Annotated in this window: 10 protein-coding genes; all 10 read right to left on the minus strand. The window is 44.2% G+C overall.

The window, feature by feature from the left end; genetic code table 11:
* Positions 1-286: 286 nt before the first annotated feature.
* Positions 287-1969, minus strand: coding sequence for a 2-succinyl-5-enolpyruvyl-6-hydroxy-3-cyclohexene-1-carboxylic-acid synthase (gene menD / locus BUC07_RS13055; protein WP_073170176.1), 1683 nt, complete (start codon positions 1967-1969; stop codon positions 287-289).
* Positions 1966-3102, minus strand: coding sequence for a chorismate-binding protein (locus tag BUC07_RS13060; protein ID WP_073170178.1), 1137 nt, complete (start codon positions 3100-3102; stop codon positions 1966-1968). The genes menD and BUC07_RS13060 overlap by 4 nt, the downstream gene beginning before the upstream one ends.
* The gene (locus BUC07_RS13065; protein ID WP_073170180.1) at positions 3092-3529 is read right to left on the minus strand and encodes a PaaI family thioesterase; all 438 of its coding nucleotides are present in this window, start codon (positions 3527-3529) and stop codon (positions 3092-3094) included. The genes BUC07_RS13060 and BUC07_RS13065 overlap by 11 nt, the downstream gene beginning before the upstream one ends.
* Positions 3530-3573: 44 nt before the next feature.
* A complete protein-coding gene (sov, locus tag BUC07_RS13070) occupies positions 3574-11100 on the minus strand; it encodes a T9SS outer membrane translocon Sov/SprA (RefSeq protein ID WP_083578250.1) in 7527 nt (2508 codons plus the stop codon).
* 7 nt (positions 11101-11107) lie between these two features.
* The gene (ruvA, locus tag BUC07_RS13075; protein ID WP_073170182.1) at positions 11108-11689 is read right to left on the minus strand and encodes a Holliday junction branch migration protein RuvA; all 582 of its coding nucleotides are present in this window, start codon (positions 11687-11689) and stop codon (positions 11108-11110) included.
* Positions 11690-11701: 12 nt separating this feature from the next.
* Positions 11702-12799 carry a 4-hydroxythreonine-4-phosphate dehydrogenase PdxA gene (gene pdxA, locus BUC07_RS13080; RefSeq protein ID WP_073170184.1) on the minus strand — a complete coding sequence of 366 codons (1098 nt, stop codon included), beginning with the start codon at positions 12797-12799 and terminating at the stop codon, positions 11702-11704.
* A gap of 59 nt (positions 12800-12858) precedes the next feature.
* The gene (locus BUC07_RS13085) at positions 12859-14277 is read right to left on the minus strand and encodes a leucyl aminopeptidase family protein (RefSeq protein ID WP_073170186.1); all 1419 of its coding nucleotides are present in this window, start codon (positions 14275-14277) and stop codon (positions 12859-12861) included.
* A gap of 200 nt (positions 14278-14477) precedes the next feature.
* Positions 14478-16106, minus strand: coding sequence for a type I restriction-modification system subunit M (locus tag BUC07_RS13090; protein WP_073170188.1), 1629 nt, complete (start codon positions 16104-16106; stop codon positions 14478-14480).
* Complete coding sequence (locus tag BUC07_RS13095; protein ID WP_073170190.1) at positions 16103-16543, minus strand: GxxExxY protein; 441 nt, start codon at positions 16541-16543, stop codon at positions 16103-16105. The genes BUC07_RS13090 and BUC07_RS13095 overlap by 4 nt, the downstream gene beginning before the upstream one ends.
* A 23-nt stretch (positions 16544-16566) precedes the next feature.
* The gene (locus BUC07_RS13100) at positions 16567-17775 is read right to left on the minus strand and encodes a restriction endonuclease subunit S (protein ID WP_083578253.1); all 1209 of its coding nucleotides are present in this window, start codon (positions 17773-17775) and stop codon (positions 16567-16569) included.
* Positions 17776-17810: the final 35 nt, after the last annotated feature.

Here is a 17810-nt window from a genome sequence, read left to right on the forward strand (position 1 = left end):
ATTCTATCCACCGCAGTTTTTACAGAAAGGGATCTTTTGGAAAGCGAGGTGGAGCTGGTACACTGCACTTTTTTCGATGGTATTGGCAGTTAATCATTTTAATGGCTAAAGCCGGTTTGCACTTCCAATGAACTTTGGTCACCGGGCTAAAGCCACGGTGTAAAATATCCAGATCTTTAAATTTAACAGATCGGTTTTAAAACCAGCGTGTAACCCTTTTTCTTTTTTTTCACCGGCGCTTTAGCCCGGTGGATTGGTATGTTTACTAGTTTGTTGGCTTTAGCGTTTAAGTCTTTACTTTCTTAAACAACTCCCGAAACGCTTTTGAGTTTACTTCAGCATCGGTAAAAATTTCCGTAACCGCTGCTTTTTGCTGTTTTTCAGAATAGAAATGAGTCAACTGCTTTTCCAAATCTGTTTCGTTGGCAGCTCTGAAATAATCGAGCCCGAAAGTTTGTGCCATTCCTTTGGTGCTGAATTTATTTTCGGTGAAAAAGTGTTCGCGGAACGCCGGCGATTCACCCGGCCCTTTTATCATGCTGAAAATGTTTCCGCCCCCGTTGTGAATGACAATGATGCGCAGATTATTTCCAATATATTTATTCAAGAGTGCGTTGGAATCATAAAAAAAAGAGAGGTCGCCCAGAATTATGGTGTTGATTTTTTGCGATTCAGATGCAAATCCCACAGCGGTTGACAGCGAACCATCAATACCGCTCACACCACGGTTGCTGAAATACCGGGTGTTTTTGGCGGCTTCAAATAGAAGTGCGTAACGAACCGGGGAACTGTTTCCAAGATGAACTACTGAATTTTCAGGAATGAATTTTTGAATTTTGTTGAACACTTTTAAATCGCAAAATTTGGTTTCATCAACAAAATTATCGCGCAAATTTGCCACTGTCTTTTCCTGGTTTTTCCAATTTTCAAAAAATGTTTTTTCTTTTGATTTTAGTTGAGGCAGCAGTTGTTCGAAAAAAATTTCAGGTGTGGAATCAATCACGCGTGTTAATGACTGGTAAGTATCGGCGTGCTGGTTCGCTTTTGAAATATGCCAGTGCGCATCCGGTTTGTTTTTCCGCAAAAATTGTTTCAGCGGTTTGGAGACAAATGAACCGCCGAAAGTGATAACTAAATCTGGCTGAAAAACTCTGCTGCTTTCCGAAAGCAACGAGGTGATGAGCAAATCCGGAATTCCGCAAAATTCTGAATTATTCAGATTGGCCAGATTTTCTTTTAAAACAAGAGCTCCTGATTTTTCCGAAACTTCAGCCAGAATTTCTTCCAGCTTCGGATTTGGATTTTGCTGACCGGCAAGGATTAGTATTTTTTCAGAACCGTTAAATTCTTCAGAAAGATGTTGCAGTTCTTTTTCTGCTAAAAAAGATTGTGTCTTTACAGAATCAATCACTTTAACTTTTGGCAAATCTTCATCCAGCAAATCGTGGAGCGGTTCTTCCAGCGGAATGTTGATGTGCACTGGTCCCGGGGTTTCTGAAATTGCCCGATTCAGCGTTTCGTTGATTTCGCGTCCGGCAAACCACAAATCTTTTTCTGTTTCGTTCAGTGGCAGGGTGATTTCTTTTTTGATGAAATCGCGGTAAATATTGTTTTGACGGATGGTTTGGTTTTCCAGCTGATCGATCCAGTAGGGCGGCCGGTCGGCAGTGAGTACCATTAGCGGAATGTTGCGGTAGAAAGCTTCCGCCACGGCAGGTGCGTAATTGAGCGTGGAAGTTCCCGAACTGCAAACCAGCACCACTGGTTTTTGAACCGACTCGGATAAACCGATGGCAAAATAGCCGGCGCTTCGTTCATCCACAATGCTGCGGCAGTTAAAACTTTTATTTGTTGCCAGCGTGTGTACCAACGGGCCGCTGCGCGAACCGGGCGAAATTACAATATTGGTAATTCCTTTGGCCAGTAAAATGGCTGCCAGTTGCTGAATATGTTTTTTTGTTGAAATCATCTGTTTTGCACTGCTTCGATGGCTGATAACAGGGTGGTGGCTTTTTTATTGGTCTCTTCCCATTCATCTTCCGGCACCGACCGCGAAGTTATCCCGCCACCCGAGTATAAAATGTATTGTTCCGGCCTCACTTCCAAACAACGCAAATTTACAAATAATCCGACATCCCCATTCAGCCGCCACGGACCGATATAACCTGAATAATACCTCCGGTCGTGTTTTTCAATTTTTGAAATAAACCGTGCTGCTTTTGGTTTTGGGTAGCCACACACTGCCGGAGTGGGGTGGAGTTCAGCTACAAAATCACCGAGGTTACAATCCAGTTTTTTGGCAGCAAACCTGAAAATGGTGCTGAGGTGCGCCACCTGTCCGCTTTCCAGCGTGTCAGGGCCTTCGGTGATGTATGGGTGAATATTGAACCGGTAAAATACATCGAGAATGTAGCGCGACACAAACGCCTGTTCCTCAATTTCCTTGGTGTGCCAGCTGTAATCGCCGTCGTCGCGGCGCGACTGCGTGCCTGCCAGCGAAACGGTTTCCAGCATTTTGTCGTCCGACTTCAGTAAAACCTCGGGTGTGGCACCCATCCACAAACCAGCTTGTGTTTGGCCGGTGGCTGCCGATGGCAGATTCACCAGGTAAACAAACGCATTGGGTGTTTGCTCCAAAAGCTGGAGATACACCTCGCCAATCGATTCCGATTTTCGCTGGAAAGGAATTAACCGTGAAACAATAACTTTGGCCAGCTTGCTCTCTTTTATTTTGCCGATGGTGGTTTCAATGTCTTTTAAATAGTCTTTTTTAGAAATAATGAAAGGCGGCTCAGGATGCACTTCTTCCACTTTTTCGTGCTGAAGGGCTTCGCAATCAATAGTAAGAATTTCGTCGATTCCTTTTTTGTGGATACCTGGTTTTAAAAGCACGAGCGGCGCATTCTCGCTGATGTTGTACGGTGCGAAAACAAAACCTTCCTGTCCGTTCAGCTTTTCCAGCTGGTCGGGGTGGATGAGCCCTTCCTGCGGAGCCACCAATATTTCGGGAGTGTGGCTACCGGGCATCGACCAAAGTGCAAACGGGCAGTTTTTTGCGAGCAGGTTATCGATAAAAAGCGCAAAATCTTTTCTATTTGTCATTCTTCTTTACAATCATGTTCGTAACGCGGACGGTTGAAATTAGCCGGCCTTCCTCATTTTGTATATCAACATTCCAAAGGTGAGTCTTGTTCCCGCGGTGAATAATTTTTGCTGTGGCGCGTGCTTTGCCCGTTTTCAGTGTGCCGGTATGGTTTCCGGAGACCTGGCTGCCGAGCGCATCAAATTCGTTTAAATCGATGATTAACATACTTCCCAAACCAGCAAGCGTTTCGGCCATGGCCAGGTTGGCACCACCGTGCAGCATCCCGTCGGGGCGGCTGTTTTTTTCAGAAAGGGTGAAATAGCCTTCCACCAGGCCGTCGCCGATTTCTGTTACTTCAATTCCCAGGTTACCAATAAGGCTTTTTTGCATCGCTTTATTGATGAGATCGAGAGGGGTATTAAAATTCAGCAAAGTTAAATCCATAATGAATTTTTGTAAAAAATGAAGCCAAAATTACGATTTCCTTTTTACTGCGCCAAAGTAAACCGGAAACTCACGCCAATATTTGTATTCGATGTGGGGAACGAGAGTGAAGTAAACGGATTATTCATGACTTTATCGAAAAATACCCGCAGCTGGAAACGGTCGCTGAGCATGTAGTCGGCAGTGGTTTTAATGGTAAACGCACTTTGCCCGGCGGTAATCTGGTCGTCGTCTTCCACAATTTTACGCAGCACGGTTTTGTTTTTCCGGTAGGAGAGGTCGGCCCGCAGATTCAAATCGTTGGAATAGGCTTGTTGCGAATTTTTGGTTTTTATAATCAGATCCATCTGCGTAAACCGGTAACCAATTCCCATGGTGTATTCGTTGCTGAGCACTTCGGTTAACTGGTTATTGGCAAATGACAACGTAAGGTTTCTGGAGCGTTTTATTTCGGCACGGGTAGTTAAATCATTGTTCCACATAATGTCCATATTAATGAGCGGGCTGAAAGTTTCAGTAATACTCACCGAGTTGAAATCGTATGGAGCAATAAAGTTGTCGGCAATGTCGCGTATATAGCTGAAACCGTCTCCCTGTTCTTCGTAATTGAGGTTGGTGATGAAAGACCCCACATTGTAGCTTGAGCGGTAGGAATGGGTGAAATTAAGCGAACGCATAATTTTGTTTAGGCCCGGAATCTGGGAAACCATTCCCTCGTAACGGATACGCCAGTTGGGGCGGATAAATTTAATGGACGGGAAAAGTCCCAGCGATACATCGTGCGGATCTTTGTTTTGGTAGGCCGCCAAAAATGCCGGCACCATAACTTCCACCGAGTTGGGGCCGTAGCCGTCGGGGAATCCGGTTTCCGGGTCAACAGCTGAAGGATCGTAGCCGAAACCATTATTGGGGTCGCGTTGCGATGCCAGGCGACGGGCAATAATTTGCCGGTAGTCTTTAAATTTCTCAAATGTTTCTGATTGGTGCACTTCTCCTTTACCCATGGCAAAAAAGGCCGTTCCCCAGGTGAGAGTTGACATGCTGAAATTCCCTTTTTCAGTAAAACTGTTCGCGCTAAAGTCGCCTGTTTCCGGGTTGTAGTTGTAAAATTCGCTGATATTTTTTGAGAACGAGCGGTCGGCAGTAACATCGATACGGAGATCGGGCAGGGGTTCAACGGTAGCCCTGATGCTGAAGCGTTCGTTTTTGGTAAACATGTACGGCATGTTCAGTGTGGAGTCGGTGGTTATCCAGCCGTTTTCGGCGGCCCGCCGTGCGAAACCGTAATCCTGCCATCCCAGCAGGAAGGGAGTTCCGGGAGCAAAGCTGCTATTTCTCCGCCGGTTGAAAAGATCGCGGTCGGGGGTGTAAGTTCCGGCACCAAAAGCAGTGGGTTCGGGCAAATAACCGGGCAGTACTGTTCCGCCGTTTATGCTGTAGTTTACCGAAATGGTCCGTACACCAATCAGCATGCGGGTGGTTAAATCGAGCACGTCTTTTAAGAATGTCTGGTCACCGGGTTTACCGGTTACTTTAATCTGCGCTTGGTCGGCATTGGCAAGAGGCGTGAATTCGATGGTATTGGCATCAACAATATTGGTATTTCCGCGAATAAGCTCACCATCGACTCCGGTGGCCACTACATTTATTTTTTTGGTGTTCAGGTTATGTGTTACCGTTTCTGTTTCGCCCTCTGCAAGTTTTACATTGCTTGAATAGGTTTGTTCCTGTTCCTGTTGAGGCTGGGGTTGTTGTTGCTGTCGGGATTGAGTCCGGCTGCCGCCACTGCGGCGGTTTAAACTGGAGCGTCCCCTGCCGGTTCTCCTGAATTTCCGGTCCAGTTCCTGGAAATAGGGTACTTTATTGTACAGGCTCTGCAGGTTGGCATTTCCGGTTAACTGAATGTTCCGCGAATTTTGAATGCGGTTCCCCAGGTTAATGGTGTCGGCAGTCATAGGTCCAGCCTGCCAGTCGTAAGTTCCCTGGTAGCGCACCGATGATGAAAGGAAATTCAGAAACTGAATCTGGTTGATGGGCAACCTGTAGGTGACATTTACATTGTGGTTATAAAGTGTTGGCCTTCCCAAATTCCATAAGTTGGTCATAATGGAATCCTTAATCATGTCATAATTATCCATGTCGCGGTTGATCCTGCCTTCAGGTTCATCGATGCGGGAGGTGCTTCTGGACGAAAAATCAACTTTCAGTGAGCGGGTCACATCGTAGCGCAAATCGAAAAAGCGGTTCCATAAAAAATCTTTCTCATAGGTAGCCGGAAGAATAAATTCCGGGTTGGTAACATTTCGCGATTTAATTTCGTGGTAGCGACGCGTGAGGTCGGTCCGGAAAGAGATTTGGGTAGGCAACGGATAAAAATTGAAATTACCCAGCAATTTGAGCGGTCCTTTCTGCAGCAGGCCAATATTGTTAAATGGCTGAACGATTTCCGGACGGCTGCTGTAGTTATAGGAGAACATCCCCCGGTAGGTTTTGTCGAGGTTGTATTCAGTATCGATGTTTCTCCTGAAAATTTCATTGTAAGAGTATGACAATGCAAAGTTCTCCGGATCCCAGAGGCGTACTTTGGTTTGTTCGCGCTGCGGTTCTATTTTCACATTGGTAAAATTCAAGCTTTTACGGGTTACCAAATCCTGCGACATATTTTTTATTGAATCCCTTACGTTGTCGTTTTCGGCATGTTCCAGCGATTTGTCGAGTTCAATATCGGGTTCCAGCGGGTTGTATTTTGGGTTACTTACACTACGTGAATAGCCGTAGTACATGGGCAGGCGCACTCCGGCTTTTTCGGGAAAGAATTTACCCAAATCAACTGATGACGCAATATCAATTTCATTTAAATCATCCAGTTGCCGGTTGTTGACATTCTGGCTGATGCTACCAAATCCGGCAGAACGGGTTCTGCCTGCCACGGTAACACTACCCAAATCGGCCAGGCGTGTGGTAACCCGGGCGTTGGCGGCCCATCCTCCATCTTCATCAAAATCAGAAAGGCGCATTTCGTTTACCCAAACTTCCACTGCTTTGGGGCCGGTGTTAATCTGGCCTTTTTTGTTCCGGATACCCATCATTACCACCTGCACATTTCCGAGGTTGGGGCTTCCTTTAATTTTAACCCTGTTTTTATTTTTGTTCCAACCCTGGTGAACGGTTTCGTAAATATCCTGCATTCCAAAAGTGGAGCCCGCCCTTCTCACTTCAGCGTTTCGTTCGAGTTTTGCATTGGTGAACAATTCGAGAGGAATATCCAGCCTGTTTGCATCGGGCCAGACTGTGTAGCGGTCGCTTTCAATATCATCGTTATACCTTCCGGGCGGAGTAAGCTTTAGCGGCACTTCGTACTCGTAGTAGTTGTAGTTGTAATCGGATCCAATCCGGATAAAAAAGTGGAGTTCATCGTCATTTAACGGGTACTCCTCCATTTCTTCGGCATGTACTTCCAGTTTCAGGCGTTTGTACCTTCTGAAATCCATGTACAATGATTTGTAAGCGGCCCGTGCATCGCCCTGTTCGAGGTCGGTTACTTTCAATACCATCGACTGCTCGTTGAGCTGGCGAAGCTGCGGGTTGGCAGGGTCGATTACCCGGTCGATTCCCGGTGGAAGAATGTAGTTCACCGGTTCCCTGTTTCCGTTTTCTTCAATGTTAACCGCCGAAACATCGAATTCTGCATTGGGAGAAAAAGCATCAGGATCCTGTCCGATTTCACGGGTGTACCTGCGCCAGTCGGACCGCACCAAATCGAGCGTTGCAAAGCGTAAGACCACGGGTTGTTCGAATCCGCGCATGAACATACGTAAAAACCGAATGGACTTAAAATCGCGGATATTGCCGACTACTTGGTCGGGGTCGCGTACCGGAATTTTAAACTGGTACCACTTTACATCACCTACCTGGCCGTTTTTCAGCTCCACACGACTTTCTTTTATGTCGGTAATAAAGTTTTCGCCCAGCTGCATGTCTTCTTTGCGGATATTTACTTTATACTGGTAGTAGCGTTCGTTTTCATTTAATGTGTTGTCGCCGTTTATGTCTTCAATATCAGGGAGTGATGAAGCTGCAGTTGGATAGGATTCCGGCGACATTTCGGTGGTGCGCGAGTTGTTTTCAGAACCGTTAAAACGCTTGTAACGTTCCAGAATTCCCAGCTCCTGCTGATCGTAATCTGAGCCGCGGTAATAGTGAAAATCGTCGCCTGACGGGTCATTCAAAAAATCTTCAAAAACATCGTCATAAACCAGATCCCTGAGCTGGTCGAGGTAATTCCCGAAAAAAAGTTGTTCTTCTTCGCTGCTCAACCCGTCAAATCCGACATCCTGGTATCTGCGCGATTCCGGGTCGTTATCGAATGCGTTAACAAGCGATTGCAGGGTTGAAACGCGTCCCCAGGCAGTTGAGTCAACATTGGTTACGAGTTCCGTAGTTGGCAGGCCCTGCTCAAAAGCTTTTCGCGAGTCTTTCAGTATGTCTTCCGAAATATCGCCCAGGTTGAAGTAGAGTTCGCCGCCCTGATGTGTTCCTGCCGTATCGTTTACAAAAGGATCCATCACCCAGAATTCAATAAATTCGATGTTGGAGTTTTCGAAATCACTGGTTTGAATTTCGCGCATAATACCGCCCCAGCGCGTTTCCGGATCCTTCAATGTTCCGTCCTGGTTTATTCCGCTCGAATAATCAGTTGGTTGCGTGTCGTAGTTATAAGGCCCGCGTTCGTTGGGATAAAAGGCCAAATCTAAAACCGGAATATTCGTCGGCTGGCCAACAGGTGACTCTTTTGCCGGGAAAATTTCTTTTTCAAACACCTCGCGAACCAGGTGGTTCGATTGCATCTCCTTGTCGTTTCTGATATGGTCGGGTGTGAGGCTGTTGTTCCGCAGGAATAAAGGATCGATAATATACCAGGCCAGGTTAGCGCGGTTAAATCCATATTCGGGCGAATTGGTGAGGTTTCCTTCGGGGAACATTTCCGGCTGGTATTGGGGTGTACTTGCCATTACCCACGCTTGCCTCGCTTTCAGGTTTATGGTTGTTTTTGTGCCTTCAAAATCATCGATATAGGCATTTCCACTCTTTTCAATAACACTTGAATGGCCCGGGATTAACTGGGCAACTTCGGCTTCCACATCGATTGACGATGGGGTGTTGGAGCTGTAAAACGGAAGCGCATCCACGGCTTTGGTCAGCAGCATGCTTTCGGTTGACCAGCGGCCATCTACCCCCACCATCAGGTTTGAAATGGGGTCTTCACCGTAGTCCACTTTTTGGGTGAGCGGGCGTTCCTGCATATAGAGGGCGGTGGCGCCAATGTTAAAATTGTCGGAAAAAGCGTAATTGGCGTGTGCACCAAGCAGGGTTTTCCGCTGCATGGTAAAGAGGTCTTCACTCTCGGTAGAAACCTGAATGGGAGTTCCTGCTTCAAGCAGCGCCTCGTTAATAATTTTCACCTGGCCCAGCGTGTAATCAACTGTATAATCAACATTCTCCACCAGTTCGCGTCCGCCTGCAGTAACTTTTACCGAACCTTGTGTGAGGTTGAGCGTACCCAGCGGAATGTCGGAGCCTGAGGCGCCTTTGTAGCTACCCGTTATGCGGAACTTGTTGTGCTCTGCATCCTGCTCGGCAAACACTCTTGTTGAATCGTATAGCGAGGTGAAGGTATATTCTTCAATCAGTGCAGGGTCCTGAATGGAATCGGCCAGATGGCTGCCAAAAGGTTCTACTACCGGGAAAATTATCCGCCCTCGGTTTGAGTTCACGGTGATTCCCTCAATGTAGTCGAACATCCCGTCTTTGTAAGGGTCCATCTGTTTGTTTAGCTTGTCGAGGTTCATTACTTCGAGCAGGATGTGCCCGCGCAGTCTTCCTTTGGGTAGGTAATTTATGTTAGTACCTGTTGAATCGTTTTGGTACACAATATTCAGAATAAAATCTTCGGAGGTTAGCTGGTAAGCGTCGAGGTTGTAGATGTTTTTCATCATCAGGTCCCAGGTAGGCAGATTGGGCGACAAATTGGTTCCTTTCAGCAATTTAAGCACCAGTGTTTTAGGGGCGTCAACACCATCGGTGGAAAACTCCCCCACCTGAAAGTTCTTGCCGTTTGAAGTATAGCTGAAAGCTACCGCCAGTACTTCGTCAGCGTTAAGTGCCGTATTTAGTGAAATATATCCTAATCGCTCGTTTACAGTGTATTCCGATTCGCTCAGTTTGCGCGCCTGTTCAATTTTTTCAAAATCCTGACCACCTACAAATGCGGGGCTGAACTGTGCCATTACTGAGGTAATGTCTTGTGTGTTACGGATGTCGCTGTAGGTAGTGGTCATTTCGTAGTACAAACCGTTGGCATCGTTGAGCGGAAATATATTTTCAGGATAAGCAAGGCCGATATTTTCCTGAAATTCGGGTATTTCGTTGTAAATATGTTCGCCATGCTCGCCTAAGTCCTGAAACGCGAGGATATTTCGGGATTCAGAAAAATTATTTGATTTATTGGTGACCCAAATTTCAATTTTGTTGATGTTGATGGGCGAAGTGGGGACCGCCGTGTTTTGCAGCCATTTGTCGTAGTTGTCGCGAAAATACTGCGACAGGAAAAAGTGTCTGTTGGCATCATAATCAGCTGCCGAAATTTCAAAGTTGGTGATTTGCGCTCCGCCCTCAGTTTCAATAGTTTTCGATTCTCCTTTATGTTGAGAGAAAAGCGTAGTGAGCGAGAGGCGGCCAAATTGCATTTCGGCTTTTACCCCAAACAGGTTGGAAGCGCCTGTTATCAGGGTTCCGCTGAGCGGTAGTGAAACATTTCCGGCCGAGATACTTTTAATAATTTCATCTTCGTCGCCGGTGTATTCCAGGTTCATTTTGTTTTCGTAATCAAAAGTGGCCTCGGTGTTGTAATTCACCCGCATGTTCATTTTGGTACCAATCTGGCCCATCACGTTCATCTGAATTTTCTCGTCAAAATCGAAGGTGGGCACTTTTCTGAGTCGCTCCGGAATGGCGGGGTTTTCGGTGGCATTCATCTGGTACCCGAAGCTCACTTCCACATATCCCTGCGGTTGAATGTTGACTGTATTTCCACCAAAAACGCGGTTAAATGCTTCGCCGCCAATAGTGAGTTTTGGGATGAGGCCTCCCTGTTCATCCAGTTCATGTTGCCGGCTGCGTTGTTTCCAGTAGTTTTTAATGGATTTTTCAAAGTCGTAGTCGATGTATTCGTCAAGCGACATTGATTGCGGAAGCCTGTAGTTCAGGTTTCCAATTTTTTCATAAAATATGTATTCTCCTGTTTCGGGGTCGTATTCAATTTCAAAATTAATGTTGCTGGGTTTATTCAGGAATATTTTCGAGGTGTCTTGCGAAGGTTGTCCAAAAGCGGGCTGGTCGTTAAACGGAAAGGGCAGTGTGCCCGTGGTATCAATTTCAACGGTATCCTGCTGCAAAATAAGCGGAGCAGCACCAATTGCTGAATTGCCAGCACTACTAATTCCGGATGCTGCAAGCAGGGAGGTGAGCACGTATATGAAGCCTATTTTCCTGAAGATACGGGCGAATTTCATTCCTTTTTTATAACCTTTTTAACGCTCTTTTAATCACACTTTCCACGGTTGCATCCGGATCTTCCCGAATAATTTTTGATACAACCTTTTCTGCATCTTTTTTGGCAAACCCCAGCATGACTAAAGCAGATAACGATTCTTTTTGGCTTGTATTGTCTGCTGAAATTAAAATTTGACCGGTTTCGGAAATTTTACCGAATTTATCTTTCAGGTCAATAATTATGCGCTGTGCGGTTTTGGCGCCAATCCCTTTCACTGCTTTTAAAACATCGGCATTTCCTGATGTTACTGCTGCCGATAATTCATCGGGGTTTAGCGACGAGAGCATCATAATGGCCGTGTTGGCACCAACTCCGTTTACCGAAATCAGGTTTCGGAAAATTTCGCGCTCCCGTTGTTCGGCAAACCCGTAAAGAATATGGGCATCTTCGCGAACTACCTGGTGGATGAACAGGCTGGCCTCTTTTTGGCCGTTTATTTTACTGTAAGTATTTAACGAAATATTGATGAAGTAGCCAACTCCTGCGGTTTCTACAACTACACTTGCCGGATTCAGGGCCGTTATTGTTCCCCGGATAAATTCGTACATGGGTCAAAGAGTTTAAAAGTTTTGATCGTTTTCCGCTTCAATATCAACACCTTCGTCTTCCTGGTTCGATGTGATATCGTATTTCTTTAAAGGATTTTTTGTGATTTCTTCGTGCATTTTCCTGTTTTTGTGAATATCGAGTGCCAGGTAAAGTGCCTGCCGGAAAGAGTCGGGTGAGGCTTTGTCTTCTCCTGCAAGCGAATAAGCCGTACCATGTGCCGGCGATGTGCGAATAAACGGCAGTCCGGCAGTGTAGTTCACACCTCTTTCAAACGAAGAGAGCTTGAAGGGGATGAGGCCCTGATCGTGGTACATGGCCAAAATGGCATCGAATTTTCTGTAGTCTTCAGCACCAAAAAATCCATCGGCCGAATAAGGGCCAAGTGCAATTATGCCTTCTTTTTTGGCCTGAATAATGGCCGGTAAAATCACCTCGTTTTCTTCATTGCCCAGAAGTCCGTTGTCACCGGCATGCGGGTTCAGCCCGAAAACCGCAATGCGTGGCCGGGTGATGGCAAAATCTTGTTGTAATGCCCTGGAAATGATCCGGATTTTTGAGAGGACCGCTTCTTTGGTAATATGGTCAGCTACTTCGGAAATGGGCAGGTGGGTGGTTACCAGGCCAATTTTCATGGTTTCGCTAACCATTAGCATCAGGTATTCTTTGGTGCCAAATTTTTGGGCAAGAAATTCGGTGTGCCCCGGGAACTTGAAATTTTCGCTCTGGATATTGTCTTTGTTGATTGGGGCGGTTACCAAAACGTCAATCAGTCCTTCTTTTAAATCGGAGGTGGCACGGTCGAGGGCCATAAAAGAGGCCTCGCCGGCAATTGGACTTGATTTCCCCAGTTCTACCCGCACATTGTCGTCGATGCAGTTTAACACATGCGCTTTGTTTGGCCCTGCTTCTGCAGGAGTGCGTACATGGTTTAAACTTAGATTGTTAATATTAAGTGCCTTGCGGTGATAGGCTGCTACTTTTGGCGACCCGTAAATAATTGGGGTGCACATTTCCAAAATACGCGAATCGAGCAGCGTTTTCATTATTACCTCGTAACTGATTCCGTTAATATCGCCTTGTGAAATTCCTACTTTTATTGTATTGCTCATTATGCTGTATTCTATCGTGTTATAATTAAGTCTTTTAAAAGAACGACAAAGTTACGTTTTTAATTGAATTTTTTCAAAAAGTGACAGAGCAGGCGGGTGCCAAAATCATTGCCGCCTTCGGGACGGTAGGCAATTTTTTCGTGCAGATAGGCAACGCCTGCGGTGTCTAAGTGCAGCCATGGATAACCGGTGAAATGTTCGAGAAATTTCCCGGCGATGGAAGTCTGGCCTTCACGGGCGCCCAGGTTGTTTAAATCGGCGATGGATGATTTGAGCGGCTTGGCAAATTCTTCCCACAACGGCAGCTCAACAACCCTTTCAAACGTTTCTTCGCCCGAAAGTTGTAAGCGTTTTAGATTTTCGGGGCTGTTGCCCATGGCGAGTAGCGCATGGGGTCCGGTAATCAGTTCGGCCGAACCCGTTAGTGTTGCCACATCGATAACCAGTTTCGGGTTGAATTTTTTGGCATAGCTCAGCGCATCGGTCAGCAGGAGGCGGCCTTCGGCATCAGTGTTTTTAATTTCCACGGTGGTGCCGTCGTACATGGTAACTACATCGCCCGGCACGTAAGCGTTTCCGTCGGGGCGGTTGTCGGTGGCCGGTATTAAACCAATTACATGAACGGGCAGATTGTTTTTTGCAACAGCGTAAAGTGTAGCAGCAACAACGGCGCCTCCGCCCATGTCACTTTTCATGTAGTCCATTGATTTTGCAGTGGGTTTGAGGCTCAGTCCGCCGGTGTCGTACACCACACCTTTTCCTACCAAAATAACCGGTTGCTTGTTTTTTGCATTTTGGGGTTTCCATTCAAGAATGTTGAAAGTTGGCGGATCGATGCTTCCCTTGTTCACGGCCAGCAGGCCGCCCATTCGCAGCGCTTCGATTTTTTTCCGGTTTAAAATTTCAACCTGAAAACCGGCCTCTTTTCCCAGCTTGGCAATTTCTTCCGAAAAACGTTCAGCGGTGAGGTACGAGAGCGGTTCGTTAATCAAATTGCGGGCGTGAAATGCGGCTTCGGTAATGGTTTTCAGTTCGTCGATTTGTTCTGCTGAAACGGCATCGTCTGCCACCAAAATTTCTTTCAGGACACGTTCTTCTTTTTTCTTCTTGTATTTTGAAAAAGAATAGCCAGCCAAAAGCAATCCTTCGAGAAACGGAAGCGTGAGGTTTTTTTCACTAAAACGGGCAAGCTGAACAGTTTTTATGTTTTCATTTTTGAGGATATCGTAAAAAGCGGCGCCTGCTTTGCGGGCACTTTCTGCCTGGCTGTTTCCGTCTTCTTTTTTTGTTTGGTGGAAAAAGAAAATATGCGGCAACTTAAAAACGGTGCATTCGTTTTTATCTTTTAATTTTTTGGCAGCGTATTTTTTTTCACGCTCTGAAAACGAAGGAGATGAAATTTGTCCCGGTTTGTCAATTATAACAGCAGCTGAGCAGTTTTCTTTCTGTTGGGATATCTTTGAAATTTTTGGTAACATACAATATAATTTTTGCCAAATTTAACAGAATTTAAATTGTTACAGGTGTGTTGGCTTGTTGGTGTGCGTGGTTAGCAACAGAAATTAAGCAATTTATTATTTCCTGATTCTTTTCTATTTGTTGGAATAAATTGAGAGCGTACTTTTCATCGTTTGAAATTCCTCTTCTAAATTAATTTGACAATTTGTCGAAATCAGTTTCAAATTGTTTTTAACCCCAACTCTTTCAGGAATTCATTGTGTTTGTCCGTATTGGTTTTAATTCTTTCATTTATTGAAGTCAGGTTTGCATTAACTTTATCCAGGTCAATTTGTACTTCATCTTCCGCGGTACTTACATACCTCGAAATGTTCAGATTGTGACCGTTCTTTTCAATTTCGTCCATTGAGACTTTTCTTGAAAAGCGTTCGGTTTCTTCCCTGTATTTATAGGTCTCAACAATGTTTTTAATATGTTTTTTGCCCAGGCTGTTCTGACGTTTTCCGTTTTCATACTGCTCACTGGCATTGATAAATAAAACATCGTCTTGTTTTTTACATTTCTTCAGTACAAGTATGCAAACCGGTATTCCAGTGGAATAGAATAATTTTGACGGCAATCCGATAACCGTATCAATGTTGTTATCTTTTAAAAGTTTGGTGCGGATTCGTTCTTCTGCACCGCCACGAAATAAAACTCCGTGAGGCAGTATGATTGCCATTGTACCATCTTCACTTAAAAAATGAAAACCGTGTAACAGGAACGCAAAATCGGCAGCTGATTTGGGTGCAAGTCCATAACTTTTGAAACGAAAATCTTCTGCTAAAGTATCGTTGGGTTCCCAACGTAAACTGAACGGTGGATTGGCTACTATTGCATCGAACTCCATTTTCTTAGCCGGATTCATTTCGTTGAGCAGTTCCCATTGGTTGAGCAGTGTATCTCCATGAAATATATCAAATTCGGCATCTTTCATTCCATGCAAAAGCATGTTCATCCGGGCAAGGTTGTAGGTAGTAATGTTCTTTTCCTGCCCATAAATTTTGCCGATACTGCCGTCATTTTCTTTGATGCGTTTCCTTACATTCAACAATAAAGAACCCGAACCACAGGCAAAATCCAATACATTATCCAATTTGTTTTTCTTTCCTGTACTTGGGTCCTGACTGTCCAATGTAACGATTTCTGAAAGAATGGTAGATATTTGCTGGGGTGTATAAAATTCACCTGCTTTTTTACCCGAACCTGCGGCAAACTGACCAATCAGATATTCGTAGGCATCACCAAGTGTATCGGTATCGGTGGAAAAATCTGCGATACCTTCTGCGATTTTTTGAATGATGGTGCAAAGTTTTTTGTTGCGGTCGGTGGGTGTTTTTCCCAGTTTTTCAGAATTCAGGTTAATTTCCGAAAATAAGCCCTGGAAAGAGTTGGCAAAGGATTCATTTTCGATGTATTTAAACCCTTTCTCCAGTGTTCTAAGCAAATCGCCATCCTGAGTGCGGGCAAGCTCGGTGATATTATTCCACAAGAATTCCGGCTTAATCACATAATGCACTTTTCTGCGCATTTGCTTTTCAAAATCCACCACATCATCCGGGTTTTCTTTATACCATTTTTCTAAGGGTGGTTTTACCCTGAGCTTCGACATCTCATCCGGAGGCGTGTCGCTCGGGTAATCTCTGCCCAATTCCTTTTTTGCAGATTCTTCGTAATTGGTCGATAAATATTTTAGAAAAAGAAACGAAAGCATATAATCGCGAAAATCATCCGCATTCATTGCTCCACGCAGTTGGTCTGCTATATTCCAAAGGGTTTTACCCAGTTGTTGCTGTTCTTTTTGTGTCATTTGTCTGAACCTTGATTTTTCATGATTTCCGGATTGCCTTGATTTTGTTGTTTGAACTTTTTGTTCTGAACTCTTTTAAATTCTAAACTTTTCGCCCCAAAATTTATCAGAAGACCAATTTCGAGATCATAAGCTTCGAGGTAGTTTATTGCCTGGGCAAGATGTACATCCTCCATTTTAATAATTGCTTTTAGTTCTAATGAAACAATGCCCTCTACTAAAAAATCAACCCGCCTTGTACCTATTTGCTGGTTTTTGTAATATATCGGCATTTCGTGTTCACGGCTAAAACTGATACCTTCGTATGACATTTCTATTTCCATTGCCCGTTGATAAATTACTTCCTGAAACCCATTGCCCAGGGCTGCATGTACCTTCATTGCACAGCCAATAATTTTGGCTGTTAAATCAGAATATTTATACTCATTATTAATCATAGTTAATCATTTAATCATTCAAATCATAGTTCAGACATTTTTGGAAACAAGCCCTGCATCAACCCTTTTTTATGCTGTTGCAATTGCTCAATTTTTTCTGCCTGTGCTGTGATTAACTCATCCAGAGCTGAAAGACAGGAGGCGATTTTTTGTTGTTCCTCTGGTTTCTTAGGGAGCTGTATGGGAATAATATCCAACTTCCCTCTATTGAGTTTTGGTTGAGCCATTCCAGTTAAGAAATCCTCAATGTTCTTTGAGTTTAAATATTTTTCCACAAGAACTTGAGTATACCAATTTTTAAATTTCAAAACATGAGCGTGGTTATTTACCCATGTTTTACCAGAAATTGAAAAAGCAATTGGATAGACTCGTGCTATTAAATTTGCTCCATCTTCAGAAATGAGTAAAAGTTCTTCATCAAAAATGTAATCTTTTACATAATCAATTATACCAGACGCACCATAGTATGGGACATCTCCTTTCTCTCTTTTATTACTTGTAATTGGAACTCTTCTTGAATCTAAATTTTCTGCAATTTTTCCAAGTTCAAATTCCACCCACTCCCCATAATTTTCAAACTCCGGAAAACGATAATTGGGAACTTTCTGTCCTTCTTGTGGAAAAAGGTTTTGCATCAGGCCTTTCTTGTGGTATTTGAGGGCTTGCAGCTTATCGTTGTGGGCGGCTATCAGCTCATCTAAAGAAGAAAGGCAGGAGGCTATTCTTTGTTGTTCTGATTTGTTCTCGGGGAAAATGATTTTAATATTTTTCAAATCAGAGTTATATAGCCTTTTGATTACTCCACCATCTGAAGTTTGCCAATTTATCATTAAATAGCAATAGAATAAAAAGCCGTTTGATACCTGCTCTTCATTATGACCAAGCCAAACAATATTGGAATCCTGATAATATGCAGGAGTTCCGTCATAAATAACTAATCTTCCAATTGTGCCAGACGCAGAAATTAGGATATCACCATTATTAGGGAAGTTGTATTTGTTTTTATATTCATTGTACAAGTCAACAGGGATATAGGAATCTGCTTGCTTACCAAATGTGCCAATTTTATAAAATGGAATACCATTTTCTGGATTAGAAGTAGTTTGTTCTTTAAAAATTCTTTTACACATCAAAGGTTCACCAATATCACCGAGTTTTTTCTTCACCCACTCCACATCCTTCACAAACTCAGGGAAACGCAATTCCGGTATTATTTTATTCTCTTTACTCATTTGTCTGAACATTGATTTCTTTGATTTGTGTGATG

Source organism: Tangfeifania diversioriginum (assembly GCF_900141875.1).
In the GTDB taxonomy this organism is placed as follows: Bacteria; Bacteroidota; Bacteroidia; order Bacteroidales; family Prolixibacteraceae; genus Tangfeifania; species Tangfeifania diversioriginum.

Bases quoted from the DNA above. Each gene is read 5' to 3' on its own strand.
- menD (WP_073170176.1), bottom strand. From the start codon at position 1,969: ATGATTTCAACAAAAAAACATATTCAGCAACTGGCAGCCATTTTACTG.
- BUC07_RS13060 (WP_073170178.1), bottom strand. From the start codon at position 3,102: ATGACAAATAGAAAAGATTTTGCGCTTTTTATCGATAACCTGCTCGCA.
- BUC07_RS13065 (WP_073170180.1), bottom strand. From the start codon at position 3,529: ATGGATTTAACTTTGCTGAATTTTAATACCCCTCTCGATCTCATCAAT.
- sov (WP_083578250.1), bottom strand. From the start codon at position 11,100: ATGAAATTCGCCCGTATCTTCAGGAAAATAGGCTTCATATACGTGCTC.
- ruvA (WP_073170182.1), bottom strand. From the start codon at position 11,689: ATGTACGAATTTATCCGGGGAACAATAACGGCCCTGAATCCGGCAAGT.
- pdxA (WP_073170184.1), bottom strand. From the start codon at position 12,799: ATGAGCAATACAATAAAAGTAGGAATTTCACAAGGCGATATTAACGGA.
- BUC07_RS13085 (WP_073170186.1), bottom strand. From the start codon at position 14,277: ATGTTACCAAAAATTTCAAAGATATCCCAACAGAAAGAAAACTGCTCA.
- BUC07_RS13090 (WP_073170188.1), bottom strand. From the start codon at position 16,106: ATGACACAAAAAGAACAGCAACAACTGGGTAAAACCCTTTGGAATATA.
- BUC07_RS13095 (WP_073170190.1), bottom strand. From the start codon at position 16,543: ATGATTAATAATGAGTATAAATATTCTGATTTAACAGCCAAAATTATT.
- BUC07_RS13100 (WP_083578253.1), bottom strand. From the start codon at position 17,775: ATGAGTAAAGAGAATAAAATAATACCGGAATTGCGTTTCCCTGAGTTT.